We start from the raw sequence: 20,906 nt of genomic DNA on the forward strand, positions 1-20,906 counted from the left end.
ACAGGATTCCCCGATGGCAGACCAGCGCGCCGAGGTCACGTGGACCGAGGATCAGATACCCGTCTCGGATCGTTTCGACGACCCATACTATTCGTTGCGAAACGGGGTTGAGGAGACACGGCATGTATTCCTTGCGGGCAACGACTTGCCTGCGCGGTTTGCCCCCGGTTTCCACATTGCCGAACTGGGGTTTGGCACCGGGTTGAACATGCTTACTGTGTGGTCCGCCTGGGAACAGGCGGGGCACACAACCCCGCTGCGCTTCACCAGCTTCGAAGCGTATCCGATGGAACTGGCGGATATGCGGCGGGCTTTGGCTGCATTCCCTGAATTAGCGCCTTGGGCGGATCGATTTCTGGAGAAATGGACAGGGAAAGACTGCCTGCTCGATACGCTGGCATTAACCGTCATCGAAGGTGACGCACGCCAGACGTTACAGAATTGGCTGGGGCATGCGGATGCGTGGTTCCTGGATGGATTCTCTCCCGCCAAGAACCCCGAGCTTTGGGGTGCAGACCTGATGCAGCAGGTCGCGGATCACACGGTCCAAGGGGGCTCGGCGGCCACTTATACCGCAGCCGGTTTCGTGCGGCGCGGATTGGAAGACGCAGGTTTCCAAGTGACCAGAACCCCCGGCTATGGCCGCAAACGCCATATGACACGGGCGGTCAAAGCATGACGCAGCAGAACAACACGCGTGCGGGTGTTGCGTTGATGATTGGCGCGACAATCGTCTTTGCCTTGCAGGACGGAATCTCTCGCCATCTGGCCGAGTCCTATAATACGTACATGGTTGTGATGATCCGCTATTGGTTCTTCGCTGCCTTCGTGATTGCCTTGGCTGCGCGCGCGCCCGGAGGATTGAGAGCAACGACCCGGACCAACCAACTCGGATTGCAGATCTTTCGGGGCGTCTTACTTGCGGCTGAAATCTGCGTTGCCGTATTCAGTTTTACCATTCTGGGGCTGATCGACAGCATGGCTGTCTTTATCTGCTATCCGCTTCTTGTTGCGGCACTGAGCGGCCCGGTGTTGGGCGAACGGGTCGGATGGCGTAGGTGGACGGCGATTGGTGTGGGCTGCGTTGGTGTTCTGATCATCCTGCAGCCGGGGGTTGGGGTTTTTAACCCTTGGGCCATCATTCCATTGATCTCAGCCCTGATGTTCGCGCTTTACGGCTTGCTGACCCGCTATGCCGCGCGTCAGGACAGCACGGCCACAAGCTTTTTCTGGACCGGCGTGTCCGGTGCGGTCGCCATGACATTTGTTGGCATGTGGTTCTGGGAACCCATGGCCCAAGGCGATTGGGGCTGGATGGCGGTGTTGTGCGTCAGCGGGGCGCTTGGGCATTGGCTGCTGATCAAGTGCTATGAGATGGCCGAGGCAAGCGCCGTTCAACCCTTTGCCTATTTCCACCTCGTCTGGAGCGCGATCCTGGGCATTTCGGTCTTTGGTGAAGTACTGCGCCCCGGGGTGGTTGTCGGGGCGGCAGTTGTTGTGGCCGCGGGCCTTTTCACCCTATGGCGCGAACGCAGCCAGGGTTGAGCCGGTCAACTCCTGCGAAAAGGGGATTGGCAGGGCTGGTTGGCCCAGACGCGCGCGGTAAACCGGAAGGCTTTCTGCCACGCGCATCACATAGTTGCGGGTTTCGCTAAACGGGATGGTCTCGATCCAATCGACCACATCCACCTGTCCCCGGCGCGGGTCGCCATAGCGTTCCATCCAAGAAATAGGCCGGCGTGGCCCGGCATTGTACCCGGCCGCCATCATGACCACATTACCGTTGAAATCAGCCGCCAGCCCCGACAGGTAGTTGGCCCCCAACTTGGCATTATACTGCCAGTCCGAGGTTAAGCGCCCGGTCTGATGCCCGCTGAGGATACCTAGCTCCTGCGCCACCAGTTTCGCCGTGGCTGGCATCACCTGCATCAGACCGCGCGCGCCTGCACCGCTGACCACAACCGGATCAAACTCGCTTTCGCGTCGTGCGATCGCCAGTGTCATTTCCTTCGCCATGGGCAGGCCCATATCGGCCACAGGATGCACCGGATAGTAAGCCGCAGGCAGAACCGTTCCGGCGGTGGCTGCCCGTTTGGCAATCATGACCGCCAGATGCGGTTCGTTCAGCTCAATCGCCAGATCGCCCAGCTGAGCGGCCTGAACCGGATCAAGGCCTTCGACCAGATGCGTCAGAAACCGCTCGGACAGGTTATCCTCGCCTGCTTTCAACAGCAGCAGCCCGGCCTCCAGAACGCTGGAATTGGTGAAATCCGCCTGCCGCCAATGCGGCGCACGGCGGGGTGTCGCCAGTTCAGGATCAAACGGGCGTCCGATCTGTTCAGCCGCCAACAACCCGTAGAACGAGGTCTGATTATCCGCCCCGATGGCATAAGCCTCATACGCCTTTTCCGCCTCACCCTGCGCCGCATAAGCACGGCCCAGCCAATACCCCCCGCGACCTTTCGAGATTGGGGATTGCACGGCGTCCGAGAAATTCTGGAAATGACGCACAGCCGTGGCCGGATCGTTCAACCTGCGTAAGGCCAGGAAGCCGGACAACCATTCCAAATCTGCATAGGCATAGCCCATTTCCGGCGTCATGTGGTGGGTTGAGGCCACCTTGTAGGCCCGCGCCGATCGGCCTTGCCGCATCTCCAGCCGTGCCAGCCTGCGCCGTCCTTCGGCCCATTTGTCAGGCTCACCCAAGGCTTCCGGGCTGGTAGATCGGGCCAGCATCAGATCAACGGCACTTTCGTCCAGCTCTTTCTTGTCGCGCCAAACAAAACGGTCAAAGGCAAGACCCGGGGCATCCGCAACCGACTTTGGCACTGCGGCCACCTTTGTATCGACGCCAGGTTGACGCTTTTGCAACGCGATCCGTGCTTCGGCCAGTTTGCGGTCATCTGCGCCCACCAGTGGTAACATCTGGGATGCACTCACCAGATGGCCATCCCATAACATCCGGTCCAACCGCGCTGCGTGATGGGGTTTCAGCAGCTTGCCAAAATTCTCGACGTAGTCTTTCTGTAGCCCCGCGCCCATGGGCATAGTGCGCCACGCTGTGACGATATCCGCCTGTGCCTCACCCTGTTGCCCTTTTGCCTTCAGGGCGACGGCGTAGTTCAACGCGCCCTCCGCCGTTTGCGGTGGCGTATCCGCGTAAAACCTCAAAACGCGATCGGGGTCTGCGCCGGTAAAAGACGGCTCGCTTTTGCGGCGCAGCCAGGCCAGTCCAGGCCAGTCCGGACGGCGATCCAGGAACACCAGCACATCACCCGAGCTGCCAAAGCCCTGCCGCAACCATTCCCATACGATGATATCGCGCGACACCGATCCGCGCTGCCCTGAGACGCGCAGTGCCTCGTTCCAGTCACCCTTGCGCATCTCGCTTAACCCGGCACGCAATTCGGCAGCGGCATCCGCCCGCACGGCCTGTGGCGATAAAGCGGAATACAGAATCACGGCCAACATCAGGCCCAGAACGCGTGTCATGCCTTGCATTTCCCAACCAACCAAGGATAGAGCCTGTGAGGATAAACCTTGCGCCGCCGGGATCAACTCACAAAGCCTAAATCGTGATGGCCCGCGGTGCAAAAATTACGGAAACTGCACCTTAAGGAGCGTGTCATGTTCAAAGGCTCTATGCCCGCCCTCGTCACCCCGTTCACAAACGGCGCGTTGGACTTGGATACGCTCAAACACCTGGTCGAATGGCAGATCGAAGCCGGTTCGACCGGGCTGGTCCCCGTGGGCACGACCGGGGAAAGCCCCACGCTGAGCCATGATGAGCATGAGACGGTTGTGGAAGAGGTGGTCAAAGCCGCCGCTGGTCGCGTACCGGTGATTGCCGGTGCCGGTTCGAACAACACGGTTGAAGCTGTGCGCTTTGTTCAGTTTGCCAAGAAGGTCGGTGCGGATGCCGCACTTGTCGTGACGCCCTACTATAACAAGCCGACTCAGCGTGGGTTGTTCGAACATTTTGCCGCGTTGCACGACTGTGCTGATATTCCGATCATCATCTACAACATCCCCGGTCGCTCGATCATCGACATGACGCCCGCTACGATGGGTGAGCTGGCCAAGCTGCCACGTATTGTCGGGGTAAAAGACGCCACGGGCGATTTGGCGCGGGTCAGCCAACAGCGTGCAAGCTGCGGCGCCGATTTCTGCCAGCTGTCAGGTGAAGATGCGACGGCTTTGGGCTTCAACGCCCATGGCGGTGTCGGGTGTATCTCGGTCACAGCCAATGTGGCCCCGAAACTCTGCGCTGAATTCCAGCAAGCGACATTGTCAGGCGACTATGCCACGGCACTGGCCTATCAGGATCGTCTGATGCCCTTGCATGAGGCCATCTTTATCGAACCCGGCCTTGTGGGTGCTAAATACGCGCTTAGCAAATTGGGCCGCTGCAGCGCTGAGGTGCGCCTGCCGCTGACCACATTGGAAGACAGCACCAAAGCGGCCATTGACGCGGCCATGGCCCATGCCGGTCTGATCTGAGCCTAAACAAGTCCAAGTAAAAAGGGCGGCCTCGATCCCCGAGCGCCGCCCTTTCCATTTCAGCCCGGATCCAGACTTCATCTGGCCAGAAATATCCCGGGGGGTGAATTGAGCCGCAGGCTCAAGTGGGGCTGGCCCCCCTACCTATCGCTTGCCATAGTACAATCCGACCACATGCTCGGCTTGGGCAAAGAACAACCAACGCGACGCGGCAACGCCCGCCAGATGTGAGATCGCGGCCAGCAACGCAAAAAGATGCTTCAACGCCAAACCTCCGACCGGTAGAACCAGCAGAAGCAGAGGCAACACAAAGCCCAGCAAAAACGCGATCATCCGCAGCTTCTGTGCATGTTTGCGACCCACCACATGGACGAATTCCCGCAGCAGGTAGTTGGTGCCTGTATGCGGCGGCTCAAACGCACTCACGGTTCCGCGCGCACCCAATCCGGTTGCGGTGCCCAGATCGGTTCCGGAGTTTGCGAGCGCGCTGTCACCTTGATGCCAGTACAGAATCTGGACCAACGCAGCGATCAACAACAATGGTATGGCGATAGACGTCTGGCCAGCCAGCAGTGCCCCCCCGGCCAAGCTAAAGCTCAGGAACATCGCCGGTGTCAGTTTCAAATTCCAGCGCGGGATCGTCTTGAGCTGTGTGTAGATCATTGATGTCGTAAACACCGTCGCAAGCGAAAACAGTGCGCCCAGCAGTCCAAGTGCGCCCCAATGCTGCCCAAGAAACACAGCGCCGATAGCATAGAACCCCATAATGATCAGGGCGATAACCGCACACCAACCTTCCCGGCTAAGCCAGCTTGAGCGCCACTGCGTGAAGGCTTTGGTCGCGCGTTCCGGGTGGCCAAGGTGAAAGGTTGACGCCATCAGACCGCCGACGGCCAAGGCATAGGCGATGGCAAAAAACACAAACGCAACCCAGCCGGTGACTTCGGGCAGGCCGAGGCCCAGAAAGATAAGCAGACCAAAGCCTAGACCGGACAAGGTGGTGAAGATGATGACAGAAGGGGCCGGATGCATCAGAGCTTCTCCAGTGTTTTATCGAGCCAGCCAAGGAACCCTTTGGGCTCTTCCGCTACAGGGGCCAGCAGAGGGGCGAGAATGTCGATCTGGTCCTCAATCTGATCTTTGGGTCGAGGTGGCAGGTATTTGTTAACCGGTTTGGTGCCCATTTCGGGCATCAGGTCCATGCCGTCCCGCTCTGCCACCAGTTTGCTGACATCGCTGTTCGGATCGCCGAGGTCGCCGAAATGGCGGGCACCGGCCGGGCAGGTGCGCACACATGAAGGCACGCGGTCTACCTCGGGCAGGTTTTCGTTGTAGATGCGATCAACGCAGAGGGTGCACTTCTTCATCACCCCTGCGGCCATGTCCATCTCGCGCGCGCCATAAGGGCAGGACCAGGCACACAAGCCGCAGCCGATGCAATCGCTTTCATTGACCAACACGATCCCGTCTTCAACCCGCTTGTAGCTGGCCCCGGTGGGGCAGACGGTGACGCAGGGTGCATCCTCGCAATGCAGACAGGATTTTGGGAAATGGATCAGCTGAGCCGCACCTTGTTCCGGTTGTACCTCGTAAGAATGCACACGGTTCAGGAAGGTGCCGGATGGGTCGGCCCCATAGGCATCCTGATCCGACAGGGGCGCGCCGTAATTTTCGGTGTTCCAACCTTTGCAGGAAATCACGCAGGCGTGGCAGCCCACACAGGTATCCAGGTCGATGACCAGACCCATCTTGCGTTCGGTGGATTGGGGGAGCTGGGTCATGACGGCCTTGCCTCCGCTTTGGTGGTGAGGGCGGGCTGGGGCTCTGCCCCAGACCCCGGGATACTTTTAGCCAGATGAAGAATGGATCGGGTCATTTTCCGACCTTCCATGCGATATCCCTGGGACCGGTGCCAACCGGGGACTGGATAGCGCCGAATTCAGGTTGGCTTTCCGCATCTGATGGCGGGTCGGCTTTTTCAATCCTGACCTTCAGGTCGAACCAGGCGGCTTGTCCTGTTACAGGGTCAGAATTTGCCCATCGCATTCCGTCGCCCTTTGGTGGCAGGAGTTCGTGGATCAGGTGATTCAACAGAAAGCCTTTGGTGGCTTCGGGGGCGTCGTCCTGTAGGGCCCAGGCGCCCTTGCGTTTGCCGATGGCGTTCCAGGTCCAGATGGTGTTTTCGTTGAGCGCGGCCATCTCCATGACTGGTACTGTGATTTCCCCGTGCGGAGAGCTGACTTTGGCCCAGTCGCCATCCTGCAGCCCGTGTTCGCGCATCAGTTTGGTCGGGACATAGAGAGGGTTGCGCCCGTGCAGCTGCCGCAGCCAGGCGTTTTGAGTACCCCAGCTGTGATACATCGCCATTGGGCGTTGGGTCAGGGCGTTGACGGTGTAGCCTTCGTTACCCTGTTGATCGGTTTCATACCAAATTGGCAGCGGGTCCATCTTGTCTTTGATCCGCTCACGCAGGTGATCCGGCGGCTGGCGGTCGCCGTGCCCTTCGGCGGCAAGTTGGAACTTGCGCATTGGTTCAGAGTATAGTTGGAACAAGTAAGGTTGTGGGCTGTCATAAAGGCCCATGCCCACGGCCCAGTCCTGATAGGCCGCGTTCCATGGTTTGTAGTAGTCGGCCCCTTCCGGGATATGGGCCACGTAGAAACCACCGTTTTCGATATAGCGGTTCAGCTGGTCCTGATTGACCTCTCCACGTCCTTCCTTGTCGCCATCTTCGCCTCGGAACCCCGCCAATGGGCCGATGCCAGGTTTGCGTTGGTGATTGACGATATAGTCGGCATAGTCCTTCCACTTGGGTGTGCCGTCTTCGTTGGTGAAGCCCGGCAGGCTCATGCGGTTGGCGAGCTCGATCAGTACGGATTGGAAGCCGCGCACATCGCGGTCAGGTTCGATCACCGGCCAGCGGATCGCATCTGCGGCGGCGTCGGCCTCGCAGATTGGACGATCCAGCAGGCTGATACAGTCGTGCCGTTCCAGATAGGTCGTGTCGGGCAGGATCAGGTCGGCATAGGCGACCATTTCCGAGGAATAGGCATCCGAATAGATGATATTCGGGATGACATACTTGCCGTCTTCGGTTTTGGCGGTCAGCATCTCCATCACACCTTTGGTGTTCATGGAGGAGTTCCACGACATGTTCGCCATGTACATGAATAGCGTGTCGATCTTGTAGGGATCACCCGCAGCGGCGTTTGAGATTACCATATGCATCAGCCCGTGGGCCGACATCGGATTTTCCCAGGTAAAGGCCTTGTCGATACGCTGGGGGGTGCCGCACTCGTCAAGCAGCAGGTCTTCGGGACCACGCGGGAAGCCAAGGTGAGGGCCTTCTAGCGGGCGGCCCGGGCGACGGTCGCCATGCGGGGTCGGATGCGCCTCAACCGGTTTGGGGTAGGGCGGTTTGAAACGAAAGCCGCCGGGGACCTCGACCGTGCCCAGCAGAATTTGCAGCACATGCAGGGCGCGACAGGTCTGAAACCCGTTGGCATGGGCGGAAATCCCGCGCATGGCGTGGAAGCTGACGGGCCGACCTGTCATCTTGGAATGTGTTTCACCCCGGAAGTCGGTCCATTCATGATCCAGCTCGATCGCCTCATCAAAGGCGACGCGGGCAATTTCGGCGGCAATGGCGCGGATGCGTTTGGCTGGGATGCCACAGCGGTCGGCCACGGCCTCGGGGGCGTGATCGTCGCTGAGGTACTTTTCTGCCATCAGGTGGAAGACCGGGCGATGCGTGATGCCATCCTTTTCGTACGTGGCGGACAGATCAGGGCGAACGCCTGGTTTGTCAAAGGCGGTTGGCTTGCCGGTCATGCGGTCGATCACCAGCGGTTTGCCATCGGCATCGCGTAGGAACAGGCCCTTCTCTGGACCCTCGGCGGCATTCACCAGAACTGGCGCGTTGGTGTAACGACTCAGATAGTCCAGATCGATCTTGCCCGCTTTCATCAGCGCGTGGATCAGCGACAGGATGAACAGACCGTCTGTGCCGGGCGTGATCCCGACCCAGTCGTCAGCCACCGCGTTATAGCCTGAACGGATCGGGTTCACGCCGATCACCCGCGCGCCGCGCGCCTTGATCTTGCCGATACCCATCTTGATCGGGTTGCTGTCGTGGTCCTCGGCCACGCCGAACAGCATGAACAGCTTGGTGTGGTCCCAGTCAGGCTGGCCAAACTCCCAGAAGGCGCCGCCCATTGTGTAGATTCCACCAGCGGCCATATTGACCGAGCAGAAGCCACCATGGGCCGCATAGTTGGGTGTGCCAAAATTCTGTGCCCAGAAGCTGGTGAAGCTCTGGCTCTGGTCGCGGCCGGTGAAGAAAGCCAGCTTTTGCGGAGCCGTCTCGTGCAATTCATTCAGCCAGCCAACAGCAGTGCTGATTGCCTCATCCCATTCGATTTCGCGGAACTCTCCGGACCCGCGCGGACCCACCCGGCGCAATGGTTTGCGTAGTCGGGATGGGGCATTGACCTGCATGATCCCGGCCGAGCCTTTGGCACAGAGCACGCCTTTATTCACCGGATGATCGCGGTTGCCTTCGATGTAAGCAACCTTACCGTCTTTCATGTGAACGTTGATGCCACAGCGACAGGCGCACATGTAACACGTGGTCTTGCGGATCTCGTCCGAGACTTTCGGGCTGGTGTCGATCTTCGGTTGCTGGATTGTCATCTGGCGTCCTTGTTTAGGGGCGTCGGTTCAGGTCAGGAATGTTAGTCCGGCGAGGATAACTCCTGCAATAAAAAGAGTTTCTACAACGATCAGGGCAATTGCGGCGCCGCCGACCGACAGGATTTGTTTCAGGTTGGTTTTCATCCCGACTGCGGCGATCGCGATCAGAAGCAGCCAACGTGACGTTTGGCTGAGCAGTTCCGAGAGGAAGGGTGGGATCAGGCCAAAGGAACTGGCCGCTGCCAGAACCAGAAAGCCGATCACAAAGCCGGGCAGGATCGGTGGCCGCGCGCCCATTTCGTCCGAGTTGGTCAAACCTCGAATGATAAGCGATGCGATCAGAACCACCGGGGCCAGCATCGCCACGCGGAAGAGTTTTACCAGCGTGGCGGTGTCGCCCGTCTGTTCAGAAATTGAAAAACCTGCGCCGACAACTTGTGCCACGTCGTGGATCGTGCCACCCAAAAACACGCCGCCTGCAACCTCGTTCATACCCAAAGTGCGCACCAGGATCGGATAGGCGATCATTGCTATGGTCGACAGTACGGTAACACCAAGCACGGTAAAGATCAGCCGTTCCTCGGATCGCTCATCCTTTGGAAGGATCGCACTGATTGCCATCGCGGCGGAGGCGCCGCAAATGGCGACAGAGCCAGCGGTCAGGAAGGCAAAACGCCATTTATGTCCAAAGAAGTCGGCGATCAGAAGGCCAAAGGCGATCGTGGCCAGCACGCCGCCCACAACCAGCGCGATCAGATCCCAGCCAAGGCCCACCATCAGTGTCATCGAAATGCGCACCCCCAAAAGCGCAACACCCAGACGTAGCAGAGACTTGGCGGAGAAATTGACGCCGGGGACGGTTTTGCCTTCTTCCCCCAGAAAGCTGAGCGCGATACCAAGCAACAGCGCCATCAGCATGGCGGGGGTCGCATAGTGTTCGGACAGAAACTTTGCTGATACAGCAACGATGATCGCAACCATCACGCCGGGAAATAAAGTGCGCAACGTCTGTTTGGCATCCGCGCCGAAATGGTTTTTGAGGTCTAACTTAGCCAGCATCTGTCCTGTGTTCTTTCCTGAACGCGTATCATGTTTGGCGGCAAAGCCGCAAAGATTAGGTGCTAGCTGAATGAACTGGCGGTGGTGGTGAGGCTACACTTAGCGACTGCAACACGGTTACGGCAATCATTTGTGTCACATCGTCTGCGCTACAGCCGCGGGACAGATCGTTGGCAGGTTTCGCCAGACCTTGCAGAACCGGGCCAATCGCGGTGTAGCCACCCAGCCTTTGGGTGATCTTGTAGCTGATGTTACCCGCGTCGAGATTGGGGAAGATCATGACGTTTGCCTGTCCCGCCACAGGTGATCCGGGGGATTTGCGATCCGCGACCGATGGTACAAAGGCTGCGTCGAACTGCAGCTCTCCATCAACATCCAAATCAGTAGCAGCGCTGCGCAGTGTGTCCGTTGCCGCAACCACCTTATCTACATCCGAATGTCGGGCGCTGCCCTTGGTCGAAAAGCTGAGCATCGCAACCTTAGGGTCAACCTGCAGAAGGGCGCGGGCTGAAGTTGCCGAGGCGATTGCGATCTTGCTCAGCTCGTCCGAGGTTGGATTGATGATCAACCCACAATCGGAATAAATCATTGCGCGCGCACCGGGTTGCGCGTTCTCAGGCGGGTACATCAAAAAGAAAGACGACACCATTCCGGCGTCAGGGGCCATGCCGATCACATGAATGGCCGCGCGGACAATGTCTCCGGTCGTGTGAACAGCACCGCCAACCGTACCGTTGGCCCGGCCACTGCGGACCAGCATCGCCGCATAGACAGAGGGGGTTTTGACAGCCGCCTGAGCCTTCGTAAGGTCGACACCTTTGTGCTGGCGCAGCTCAAAATAGGTTTGGGCAAATTCCTCAGACAGGTCCGAGGTTGCAGGGTCATGAACCGCGATACCTGTTGACGGAGCGGCGCCCTGATCTTGCAGCGCGGCTTCTACGTCGGCCCTAGGTCCAACCAGTATGATATCGGCCAGATCGGCCTGATGAGCGGCCAGTGCCCCCGCAACAATGCGGGGATCACTGCCTTCGCAGAGGGAAATCACAGGTCGGGTCGCCGGGACGTTCTGACGCAAAAGCTCGATGGGCGTTAGGGTCATACGTTCCGGCTCCGATCCGAGTTTGGCTTACTGTGCAGCCATGTCGCTGGCATCGATACCGGCAACTGCAACGGGCTTCTTCATCGCGTCGCGGCGGAAGGGCTCACCCAGTTCTTGGTTGATCATGGCTTCGATCAGGGTGGTGATGCCGTTCTTCTGATCTTCGATGGCCTGGTTCAGGGCAGCGGTCAGCTCATCCTGAGTACGGGCGACCACACCTTTCAGACCACAGGCCTGTGCGATACCGGCGTAAGACACTTGCGTGTCCAGTTCGGTGCCCACGAAGTTGTCGTCAAACCACAGGGTCGAGTTCCGCTTTTCCGCACCCCACTGGTAGTTGCGGAAAACGATCTGGGTTACGGCGGGCCATTCCGAGCGGCCGATGGCGGTCAGCTCGTTCACTGCGATGCCAAAGGCACCGTCACCGGCGAAGCCAACAACTGGCACGTCCGGTTGACCGATCTTAGCGCCGACGATGGCGGGCAGACCGTAACCACAGGGGCCGAACAGACCCGGTGCCAAATACTTGCGACCCTCGTCGAAATCTGGATAGGCGTTGCCGATGGCGCAGTTGTTGCCGATGTCGGACGAGATGATTGCTTCGCGCGGAAGGGCCTGTTGGATTGCGCGCCAGGCCATACGGGGGCTCATCCAGTCGGGCTTGGCGGCACGGGCGCGTTCGTTCCACGTGGTGCCGGGATCGTCCTGCTCGTGAGTCAGCGAGGTCAGTTCCTGCGCCCATGCGGATTTCTTCTGCGCGATGTTGGATTTACGTTCGTCGCGGCCTGCATTGCCTGCGTCGTCAGACAGCTGGCGCAGGATGCCGTTTGCCACTTTGGCCGCGTCACCAACGATACCAACGGTAACCTTCTTGGTCAGGCCGATACGGTCCGGGTTGATGTCGACCTGAATGATGGTGGCATCTTCTGGCCAGTAGCTCATGCCATAACCGGGCAGGGTCGAGAACGGATTCAGGCGAGTGCCCAGAGCCAGAACAACGTCGGCTTCTTTGATCAACTCCATACCCGCTTTCGAGCCGTTATAGCCCAGCGGGCCAGCAAACAGCGGGTGATTGCCGGGGAAGGCGTCATTGTGCTGGTAGCCGACGCAAACCGGCGCATCCAGACGCTCGGCCAGTGCCATCGAGGCGTCGATGCCGCCTTCGGACAGAACCACGCCTGCGCCGTTCAAGATGACAGGGTTCTTGGCGTTCGAAAGGATCTCAGCCGCTTTCGCCACCGAGTTTTCGCCACCCGGGCTGCGTTCGAATTCGATGGGCTCGGGGATTTCGATATCAACGACCTGAGTCCAGAAGTCGCGCGGAATGTTCAACTGCGCCGGACCAGACAGACGCTTGGCCTGGCTGATGACGCGGGTCAGAACTTCGGCAACGCGGGACGGATCACGGACTTCTTCCTGATAAGCGACCATGTCTTCGAACAGCTTCATCTGCTCGACTTCCTGGAAACCACCCTGACCGATGGTCTTGTTTGCCGCCTGAGGGGTGACCAGCAGAAGCGGGGTATGGTTCCAATAGGCGGTTTTAACGGCGGTGACGAAGTTGGTGATGCCGGGTCCGTTCTGGGCGATCATCATCGACATCTTGCCGGTGGCGCGGGTGTAGCCATCGGCCATCATACCGGCGCTGCCTTCATGGGCGCAGTCCCAGAACATGATCCCGGCTTTGGGGAACAAATCCGAGATCGGCATCATGGCCGAGCCAATAATCCCAAACGCATGTTCGATCCCATGCATCTGCAGGACCTTAACAAAAGCTTCTTCTGTGGTCATTTTCATGTGACTGATCTCCGGGCAGGTGAGGAATGGCCGGGCACGCTACCCCGCCGTTGCTATTGGTTTTGACCCATTGGGCAGGGTGGCGTTAGGTCCAGAACGCGGCGCGGATTAGGTCCAGTCGGCTGTCAGTTGGCCCGGATCGCATCGGCTATCAGCTTTATCCCAGGCTCGATCCGATCTTGGGGAATGGAAGAATACCCAAGCCGGTAATAGTTCTGTGGCTGCTCTGGCCCCGAGAAGAAGGGCAGCCCGGGTTCGATATGTACGCTTTGTCCCTGCAACTTGTGCGCAAGCCTGGTAGTGTCGACATCTTCGGGTGCGGACATCCACAGGGATGATCCGCCCATGATGCCCCGCCCGGCAACGGTCAACCCGTGATGTTCGACGGCCTTGTCGAGCGTTTCCCGCCGATCTGCCAGTGCTTTGGACATGCGCCTGATCTGAGCGTCGTAGTGGCCCAGCGACAGGAAATAGGCCGCTGTCCGCTGGATATGGCCCGGCGGATGACGCAACACCATGGATCGAAGGGCGCGTGCTTCACGTATGAAGGGCTCGGACCCGACCATGTACCCCAATCGCAATCCGGGAAAGAGAGATTTTGAGAAGCTACCCACATAGATTACGCGCCCATCCCGATCCATCGACTTCAGCGCCGGAGAGGGCGCGCCCAGAAAAGCCATCTCGAACTCATAGTCATCTTCAACCACCATGGCGTCCAATTCGCGCGCGCGTTCCAGCAGTTTGTGTCGGCGCCCAATGGGCATGGTCGCGGTGGTCGGGCTTTGATGGCTGGGGGTTGTGAAGATCACATCGGTGTTTTCGGGCAACTGATCTGGGGGAAGGCCGTCCCGGTCGACGGGAAGCGCCGTAATATCGCAATCCCAATGGTCTAGCAGGTTGCGCAGCGAGTAATAGCAAGGGTCTTCGATCACTGCAGTGCGATGGTGGGTAAGCAACACGCGTGAGGCCAGCCACAGCGCGTTCTGCGCGCCCATGGTGATCAGAATCTCTTCGGGCCGGGCAGCAATGCCACGGCGGGGCAGGGTGTGGCGGGCAATGAACTCCACCAAAAGTGGATCATCCTGATCCACGTAGTCAGCGGTTAACGAGGCGAAGTCCTTATGCCCAAGCGCGCGAACAGCACAGAGCCGCCAGTTGGCATGATCGAATAAGGTTCGGTCGGCCTGCCCGTAAATGAATGGATAGCGGTAGTCGCGCCAATCAGCGGGCTTGGACAACAAATCCCCGCCTGAAAACCGGCGGGCCAAGGCGCTGTTCCAATCAATGGTTTCTTCGTTGCGCTGAACAGGCGAATATTTTGGCGGCACCGGCGCATTCTCGGACACGTAGTATCCGGATCGGCCTTTCGCAGTCAGGTAGTCGTTAGCGAGCAGTTCAGTATAGGCCAGCGTCACGGTGATACGGCTTACGCCCAGATGTGCGGCCAGTTTCCGGGACGATGGCAGTTTCTCTCCGACATGGAACCGACCTGAAAGAATGCCTTCGGCGATCATCTGCTGGATCTGCGCCTGCAGCGTGCCTTGCCCATTGAGCTCAAGGAAGAATGTGTCGATCGAGATGGCCATAGGCGCTTATAGGCTGGACTTACGGATAGGGCAATCTGGACTTACTTTGTTTGCTGAAATTTCTAGCAGTGGATTGACGGGCAGTTCGAATCAAACTAAATAACTAGAAAATTAGTTTAATGGAGAGATCAAATGTGGGAAACCGCAGCGGCGGGATTCTCGGCCATGGGGTCCGAGGCCCGGTTACAGGTTCTAAAAACGCTCGTCCGAGCAGGTGGGACCGGTTTGACGGTCGGCGAAATCCAGACGCGCACCGGGATCGCACCGTCAACCTTGGCGCATCACCTGCGGTTTCTGGCTGCCGGTGGCGTTGTCGAGCAGGAAAAGATCGGGCGTAATACGATCAACCGCGCCTGCTTTGACGAGTTGCGAAATCTGGCGCAATTCATTCTCAGCGAATGCTGCGCCGATGAGGTGGGAAAGGCCGCGAACGATGGCTGAGTTAACACAAAATCCGAAGCTGTCGTCTAAGGCTGTGCTTAACCTAATCAAGACGCCTTGGGCGCTGATCGTTGCCATCCTGGCGTTGGTGGCGATCCTTGATCCGGACAACTGGGTCGCGGTCGTGACCTTCGCAGCCAAGGCACTGGCGCATACGGGTCAGTACATCCTGTTTGCCGTTTTGTTGCTCTCGTACCTCAAGGCTACAGGGGCCGAAGTTATGGTGGCGCGCGCCTTTGAAGGGCGCGAAACACGGATGATCTTTCTGGCGGCCCTGTTCGGTGGTCTAGCGCCGTTTTGTTCCTGTGAGGTTATTCCGTTTATCGCCGGTCTGTTGGCTTTGGGTGCACCGCTGTCAGCGGTGATGGCGTTCTGGCTCAGCTCACCGCTCATCGACCCGCCGACGTTGCTGATTACGGCAAGCGCATTGGGTTGGCCCTTTGCTATTGGCAAGGCGGTGGCTGCCGTAGCGCTGGGCCTGTTCGGCGGTTTCGCCGTTCGCTTTTTAATGCGCAGCGGGGCGTTCGCCCAGCCTTTGCGGGAATACAAACCGGCGGGATGCTGCGGCTGCGGGCCCAAGATGGATGACAAGCCGGTCTGGAAATTCTGGCAGGAACCCGAACGACGTCAGCGTTTCCGCGCCGAGTTTTTGCACAATGGTATCTTCCTGCTGAAATGGTTGGCCTTGGCCTATGTGCTTGAGGCGCTGCTGGTCAGCTACGTACCTGCAGACCTGATTGCCCGCGTTGTTGGAGGCGAAGGTGTGTTGCCCATAGTAATCGCAGCACTGGTTGGAATGCCTGCCTACCTGAACTCCTACGTCGCGCCGCCGCTTTTGGCCGGTTTGATGGAACAGGGTATGACTGCGGGCGCTGCGATGTCGTTCATGGTCGCAGGTGCTGTGAGCTCGATCCCTGCGATGGCGGCGGTCTGGTCGCTGGTGAAGCCGCGTGTTTTCGCCACCTATCTGAGCCTCGGCGTTGGCGGTGCGATCGTCGCCGGCATCGTGTTCCAGACGCTCTAAAGGGAACCGCCCGGCTCCATGGCCGGGCGGTTTCAATTCCATTCAGATCAGCTTGCGTCGCAGAACTTTGGCAGTTTGAAGCGATATCTGGGCTCTCCGCTGTCCACATAGACGCGCTTTTCGATGCAGGCGCTGGTTCCAACTGTTTGGGACACGGGTGCCTCGGTCGAGGTGATCGAGGCTGCGGTACCATCCGGCAGCCGGACCGATGCGATCACGCCATTCCTTAGATCACCATTGATCGCAGTGGCGGACAGGACGGGGACGGTCATGAACGAATGATGCTCGTGCTCGCCATCTCCGCCCAGTAGGAACAGAGTGGATACGATTGCGATCATCCCTACGCCCGCAGCCAGACCCAGGCCCCAAGTCCTGAGGAACGCATAAATCGAAACGGCGTGGTGTGGGCCAAAAATGGCGGAAAGTACGCTAAGCATGAGGCTTCCGTTGGAAAGGCCCCGGCCTGTTTAGGCCGAGGCGGCAAACACATCAGGGGCGCTGATCGTCCTCTTCTTCTTCGTCCCCGCTGCCTTTGGGCAGGTTGAAGAAGCTGTCAGCATCCACGATCGGATCGCTGTCTTCTGCCTCACCTTCCGGTTCGTCTGACAGAGAAAAGGTCTCCAGACCCTCAATTGCCGTCGGGATTTTCGGCGCAGCGTCCATTTCCAGCGACTGCTCGGTCGAGACCAGCTTGCGGCGCTCGTCATCGCTCATCACGCCGCCTTCGGCCGCCTTCTTCGCGGCCGCCTTCTGAACCACGGCGTCCAGCTCGGACTGTTTGCATAGGCCCAGGGCAACCGGGTCGATGGGCTGCATGTTGGAGATATTCCAATGCGTGCGCTCGCGGATCGACTGGATGGTCGGCTTGGTGGTGCCAACCAGCTTGGCGATCTGTCCATCAGTGAGTTCGGGGTGGAACTTGACCAGCCACAGGATCGAGTTCGGACGGTCCTGACGCTTGGACAGCGGGGTGTAGCGCGGGCCGCGGCGCTTTTCCTCGCCCGTGGCCGACGGGTTGAACTTGAGCTTCAGCTTGTGCAGCGGGTTGTTCTGCGCCGTGTCGATCTCTTCTTGGGTCAACTGGTTGTTGGCAATCGGGTCAAAGCCCTTCACGCCAGTGGCCACATCACCATCGGCGATGCCCTGCACTTCCAACTCGTGCATCCCTACGAAATCCGCGATCTGCTTGAAGCTGATCGTGGTGTTGTCCACCAGCCATACGGCGGTGGCCTTGGCCATAAGCGGTTTTGCCATCAGCCCGTCTCCTATACATACATCTGTCCCGTCGCCGGAATTCGGCGGCCCCGGGATTTTGGGGCAGGTTTCCGTTGTCGGGGAACTTGGGCCGTATATAGTCGCGCCAGTGCAAGAAGGAAAGAGGCGAATGCGCCAAGGGATTTTGGGCTTTGTTTTCGCGCTGCTGTGTGGTCTGGCTGCGCAGGCCGAGGGCGAGAAGGCGGGCGAATTTGACTATTATGTCCTGTCGCTCAGCTGGTCACCCAACTGGTGCGCCCGCGAAGGGGACGCACGTGGGTCGGATCAATGCGATGCGCGGCACGACCATGGCTGGATCTTGCACGGGCTCTGGCCGCAGTTTCATCAAGGCTGGCCGTCTTACTGCCGCACGCCCGAGGCCCCGCCTTCGCGCAGTATGACCCGCGCGATGGAGGATATACAGGGCAGTTCTGGCCTGGCTTGGCATCAGTGGAAAAAACATGGCACCTGTTCGGGCCTGTCTGCGCCAGCGTATTTCGCCCTGTCGCGCGAGGCTTATGACCGTGTTGAACGCCCCAGTGTTTTTCGCCAACTGGACGCAACCGTGAAACTACCCGCCGCAGTGGTCGAAGAGGCTTTTCTAAAGGCCAATCCCGGACTAGAGCGCGACATGATCACCGTGACCTGCAAACGGGGGTATATCGAAGAGGTCCGCCTATGCCTGACCCGAGACCTGGACCCGGTCCCGTGTGGACGGGATGTGATCCGCGATTGTGCGGATAAAGACGCGCTGCTTGATCCGATTCGCTAAAGCTCTTTGTTTTGGCACTCGCGCGCATATTCCAGCGCTTTGGCCGTTCCTGTCAGATCAATCGCCATGACCGGCTGACCCTCGGGGTTGAACACCGTCATCGTTTTGTTCTGGGCAATCGCTGTCACGAAGTCGCGGTCCGTGAAGAACACCGTCGCCCCCGGCACGCGGTCCTGTTTGAACCCGATGGCCGTGGCGTCAAAACTCTTGCCGTCCAGCTCGAACCGGATCGGATAGCTTTGACCCGGTTCGATGTTGCCCCAGGCCTTGTTGAACACAGTGAAATACCCGCGATTGTCCAACGCGTCATAGCCCAGACGCACGACCGAGAGGTCCTGATACACCGTCTGGATCAGGCACCCATTCCCAAGCGCTGGGTCCATCATGATGTTCCAGCCTTCGACAAAGCCCTTGTCGACGAGGTCTTGAGCGAGGGCAGAGGTGGCCGTGAAAGCGGCGAGGGTCAGGGCGAGAAGGCGGGTCATTGAATAAGCTCCAGATAAGGCCGAAACACTTAACCGCGTAGGTAATCAGATAAATGACTTACCAACAAAGGTTTTTGCCAAAGCGCTGTTAAATGCTTGTGATGAAAGACTGTTTCCTGCAGGTTTCTGGGCAGGCATAAACACCCCGACCAAGCGAAAAGCGAGTCCAGATTGTGAAACGTGAACATATACCGCTGTTGCGTGCGAACTGCGCGTCTGTCCAGCTATTGCTTCCGAAAAACAGCCCGCTTTACGGCACGTTTGAAAAAGGAAACGAAATCTCGCTTCGGACCGATGGTTCCATCTTTCCGCATGTCGCACAGCGCATGGAATGGAATTTTGATGAGACACGCTTTATCAGACAGGTTTGCAACACCGGGTCTTATCACCTGATCGATGTCGGGGCGAATGTGGGGCTGTTTTCCCGACAAGTTCTGATCAACTACCCAACCGTCAGGTCCGCCTCGTGTTTTGAGCCCAGCCCGGACAATGTCGAGCACTTGCGGCGAAATCTGAGGGCGTTGCCCACGGCTTCGGTTTTCGACTACGGCCTTGGCAAGGAAGAGGGTGAGCTGACCTTTTTCATGGATGCCATCAATGGTGGAAACTTTTCGTTCAATGAAAATGCGGTGACGGGGCGTAAGCATCACGTAATCAAAGCACCTGTCAGAAGGATTTCTGAGGCCCTACTGGATGAATGCATGGGGCAAGAGGCGACGAAACACCGTCTGATCTGGAAATCCGACACTCAAGGGCTGGATGAAGTCTTGATGAGCGAACTGCCGCTAAACTTCTGGAAACGGGTCGATCTGGCGATCTTTGAAGGCTGGCGAATTCCCAAACCTGATTTCGATGCGGTTGCGTTTCGCAAGGTGCTTGAGGCTTTTGATTTTATCTATCTGATGCGAAATCGGAACAAATCATTGGATCGTATCAACGCGACCGACTGTATCGATTATCTGTCTGGAGAAGACAGGAAATGGGGCGATATTTTCATGTCCAGACAGCAATTAAGCTAAACACCGTTTGACAGTGCCGAACTAGATTGCAGGTCAGAGTTCTTTCCGCGCCCTCAACGCTGCCGTAATCGTCCCGTCATCCAGATAATCCAGTTCCCCCCCAATCGGCACACCCTGCGCCAGTGAGGTCAGGCGGACCGACCCCTCCAACTGATCCGCAATGTAGTGAGCGGTGGTTTGGCCGTCGACGGTGGCGTTCAGGGCCAAAATGACCTCGGTAATCTCTTCGGCTACAACGCGGTCTTTCAACCTCGGAATGCGCAATTCGTCCGGGCCCACGCCGTCCAGTGCCGACAGTGTGCCGCCCAGAACATGGTAGCGGCCTTTGAACACTCCGGCGCGCTCCATCGCCCAGAGGTCCGAGACATCTTCGACCACGCAAAGCTCTCCGGTTGCGCGGGCCTCGTCATTGCAGATATCGCAGATATCGGTGGTGCCGACATTGCCGCAGTTCAGGCATTCGCGGGCGGTGGCAGCGACCTGTTGCATCGTGTCCGCCAAGGGCGTCAGCAACAGGGCGCGTTTGCGGATCAGGTGCAGCACAGCGCGACGGGCCGAACGCGGGCCGAGGCCCGGCAGCTTGGCCATCAGGTCGATCAGATTGTCGATGTCGCTGTTTGAGCTCACGGCCTGTCCTGTCTGGCGCCGGAGGAGGCCTCTGGCGAGTGCATTTGCGAAATGACCGAGATCAGAACGGCAGTTTGATGTCAGCGGGCAGGCCCATGCTTTCGGTCAGCTTGGCCATTTCCGCCTGAGAGCGTTCGGTAGCTTTGGTCTGTGCGTCCTTGATGGCGGCCAGGATCAGGTCTTCGACAACTTCCTTGTCGTCGCCGTTGAAGATCGACGGATCGATATCCAACCCTTTGAGTTCGCCCTTGGCCGTGGCCGTTGCCTTGACCAGCCCTGCACCTGATTCGCCAACCACCATGATGGTATTCAGTTCTTCCTGCATATCGGTCATCTTGGTCTGCAGGTCCTGAGCCGATTTCATCATCTTGGCCATATCGCCCAGACCGCCTAGTCCTTTGAGCATCCGAATTCTCCTGTATCTGTGTTTCTTGACTAAATACGGAGGGTGCTCTTGTGGCACAAGGGGCAGTCGTGCTCCCGCCCGTCATCAAGGTCTTTGGCAAGACCTTTCCTCCCGTTGGGCCCGGCAGCGCGGGCAAAGCCCGCGC

Annotated in this window: 20 protein-coding genes; 7 read left to right on the forward strand and 13 right to left on the reverse strand. The window is 58.6% G+C overall.

Annotated features, from left to right (window positions below; all coding sequences use genetic code 11):
* The first annotated feature begins 13 nt into the window (after window positions 1–13).
* The gene (gene mnmC2 / locus ACR0EL_RS15125; protein ID WP_480500776.1) at window positions 14–679 is read left to right on the forward strand and encodes a tRNA (5-methylaminomethyl-2-thiouridine)(34)-methyltransferase MnmC2; all 666 of its coding nucleotides are present in this window, start codon (window positions 14–16) and stop codon (window positions 677–679) included.
* On the forward strand, window positions 676–1,545 hold the full coding sequence (locus ACR0EL_RS15130) for a DMT family transporter (RefSeq protein ID WP_480500777.1): 870 nt from the start codon (window positions 676–678) through the stop codon (window positions 1,543–1,545). Before mnmC2 ends, ACR0EL_RS15130 begins: the two co-directional genes overlap by 4 nt.
* On the opposite strand, the gene ACR0EL_RS15135 is transcribed toward ACR0EL_RS15130, so the two are convergent.
* The gene (locus ACR0EL_RS15135; RefSeq protein WP_480500778.1) at window positions 1,519–3,492 is read right to left on the reverse strand and encodes a lytic transglycosylase domain-containing protein; all 1,974 of its coding nucleotides are present in this window, start codon (window positions 3,490–3,492) and stop codon (window positions 1,519–1,521) included. The genes ACR0EL_RS15130 and ACR0EL_RS15135 overlap by 27 nt on opposite strands.
* Before the next feature lie 135 nt (window positions 3,493–3,627).
* Here ACR0EL_RS15135 and dapA point away from each other — a divergent pair, with 135 nt between their 5' ends.
* Window positions 3,628–4,500 (forward strand): 4-hydroxy-tetrahydrodipicolinate synthase, encoded by an 873-nt coding sequence (gene dapA, locus ACR0EL_RS15140; RefSeq protein WP_480500779.1) that lies wholly within the window; start codon window positions 3,628–3,630, stop codon window positions 4,498–4,500.
* Between the two features lie 144 nt (window positions 4,501–4,644).
* Here the strand turns inward: dapA and ACR0EL_RS15145 are convergent, their stop codons facing one another.
* The 7 genes from ACR0EL_RS15145 to pdxR all read right to left on the reverse strand — a co-directional run bounded on the left by ACR0EL_RS15145 (window position 4,645) and on the right by pdxR (window position 14,733).
* On the reverse strand, window positions 4,645–5,532 hold the full coding sequence (locus ACR0EL_RS15145; RefSeq protein WP_480500780.1) for a dimethyl sulfoxide reductase anchor subunit family protein: 888 nt from the start codon (window positions 5,530–5,532) through the stop codon (window positions 4,645–4,647).
* Window positions 5,532–6,281, reverse strand: a complete 750-nt coding sequence (locus tag ACR0EL_RS15150; protein WP_480500782.1) for a 4Fe-4S dicluster domain-containing protein — start codon at window positions 6,279–6,281, stop codon at window positions 5,532–5,534. The genes ACR0EL_RS15145 and ACR0EL_RS15150 overlap by 1 nt, the downstream gene beginning before the upstream one ends.
* Window positions 6,282–6,372: 91 nt before the next feature.
* A complete protein-coding gene (locus ACR0EL_RS15155) occupies window positions 6,373–9,192 on the reverse strand; it encodes a molybdopterin oxidoreductase family protein (protein ID WP_480500784.1) in 2,820 nt (939 codons plus the stop codon).
* A gap of 27 nt (window positions 9,193–9,219) precedes the next feature.
* Window positions 9,220–10,251 (reverse strand): YeiH family protein, encoded by a 1,032-nt coding sequence (locus ACR0EL_RS15160; RefSeq protein ID WP_480500785.1) that lies wholly within the window; start codon window positions 10,249–10,251, stop codon window positions 9,220–9,222.
* Between the two features lie 55 nt (window positions 10,252–10,306).
* Entirely contained in the window at window positions 10,307–11,350 is a 1,044-nt protein-coding gene (pta, locus tag ACR0EL_RS15165) for a phosphate acetyltransferase (RefSeq protein WP_480500786.1), read from the reverse strand.
* A gap of 27 nt (window positions 11,351–11,377) precedes the next feature.
* Window positions 11,378–13,147, reverse strand: a complete 1,770-nt coding sequence (gene xsc / locus ACR0EL_RS15170; protein ID WP_480500787.1) for a sulfoacetaldehyde acetyltransferase — start codon at window positions 13,145–13,147, stop codon at window positions 11,378–11,380.
* Window positions 13,148–13,272: 125 nt separating this feature from the next.
* Window positions 13,273–14,733: a MocR-like pyridoxine biosynthesis transcription factor PdxR gene (gene pdxR, locus ACR0EL_RS15175; RefSeq protein ID WP_480500788.1), complete on the reverse strand. Its 1,461-nt coding sequence runs from the start codon at window positions 14,731–14,733 to the stop codon at window positions 13,273–13,275.
* Window positions 14,734–14,865: 132 nt separating this feature from the next.
* On the opposite strand from pdxR, the gene ACR0EL_RS15180 reads away from it, so the two are divergent.
* Together ACR0EL_RS15180 and ACR0EL_RS15185 are read left to right on the forward strand one after the other, a co-directional pair.
* Window positions 14,866–15,174, forward strand: a complete 309-nt coding sequence (locus tag ACR0EL_RS15180; RefSeq protein ID WP_480500790.1) for an ArsR/SmtB family transcription factor — start codon at window positions 14,866–14,868, stop codon at window positions 15,172–15,174.
* Window positions 15,167–16,198, forward strand: a complete 1,032-nt coding sequence (locus ACR0EL_RS15185) for a permease (RefSeq protein ID WP_480500791.1) — start codon at window positions 15,167–15,169, stop codon at window positions 16,196–16,198. The genes ACR0EL_RS15180 and ACR0EL_RS15185 overlap by 8 nt, the downstream gene beginning before the upstream one ends.
* Window positions 16,199–16,245: 47 nt before the next feature.
* On the opposite strand, the gene ACR0EL_RS15190 is transcribed toward ACR0EL_RS15185, so the two are convergent.
* Together ACR0EL_RS15190 and ACR0EL_RS15195 are read right to left on the reverse strand one after the other, a co-directional pair.
* A complete protein-coding gene (locus tag ACR0EL_RS15190) occupies window positions 16,246–16,635 on the reverse strand; it encodes a hypothetical protein (protein ID WP_480500792.1) in 390 nt (129 codons plus the stop codon).
* A gap of 52 nt (window positions 16,636–16,687) precedes the next feature.
* Window positions 16,688–17,452: a DUF1013 domain-containing protein gene (locus ACR0EL_RS15195; protein WP_480500793.1), complete on the reverse strand. Its 765-nt coding sequence runs from the start codon at window positions 17,450–17,452 to the stop codon at window positions 16,688–16,690.
* Between the two features lie 130 nt (window positions 17,453–17,582).
* On the opposite strand from ACR0EL_RS15195, the gene ACR0EL_RS15200 reads away from it, so the two are divergent.
* Window positions 17,583–18,224: a ribonuclease T2 family protein gene (locus ACR0EL_RS15200; protein WP_480500794.1), complete on the forward strand. Its 642-nt coding sequence runs from the start codon at window positions 17,583–17,585 to the stop codon at window positions 18,222–18,224.
* Here ACR0EL_RS15200 and ACR0EL_RS15205 read toward each other — a convergent pair.
* Window positions 18,221–18,709, reverse strand: a complete 489-nt coding sequence (locus ACR0EL_RS15205) for a hypothetical protein (RefSeq protein ID WP_480500795.1) — start codon at window positions 18,707–18,709, stop codon at window positions 18,221–18,223. The genes ACR0EL_RS15200 and ACR0EL_RS15205 overlap by 4 nt on opposite strands.
* Window positions 18,710–18,882: 173 nt before the next feature.
* Between ACR0EL_RS15205 and ACR0EL_RS15210 the strand changes: the two genes are divergently transcribed.
* Window positions 18,883–19,728 (forward strand): FkbM family methyltransferase, encoded by an 846-nt coding sequence (locus ACR0EL_RS15210; protein WP_480500797.1) that lies wholly within the window; start codon window positions 18,883–18,885, stop codon window positions 19,726–19,728.
* A 33-nt stretch (window positions 19,729–19,761) separates the two neighbouring features.
* Here ACR0EL_RS15210 and recR read toward each other — a convergent pair whose 3' ends face one another.
* On the reverse strand, window positions 19,762–20,355 hold the full coding sequence (gene recR / locus ACR0EL_RS15215) for a recombination mediator RecR (protein ID WP_480500798.1): 594 nt from the start codon (window positions 20,353–20,355) through the stop codon (window positions 19,762–19,764).
* A gap of 61 nt (window positions 20,356–20,416) precedes the next feature.
* A complete protein-coding gene (locus ACR0EL_RS15220; protein WP_353009142.1) occupies window positions 20,417–20,761 on the reverse strand; it encodes a YbaB/EbfC family nucleoid-associated protein in 345 nt (114 codons plus the stop codon).
* Window positions 20,762–20,906 lie beyond the last annotated feature (145 nt).

This window comes from Ruegeria sp. AH12 (genome assembly GCF_056541465.1).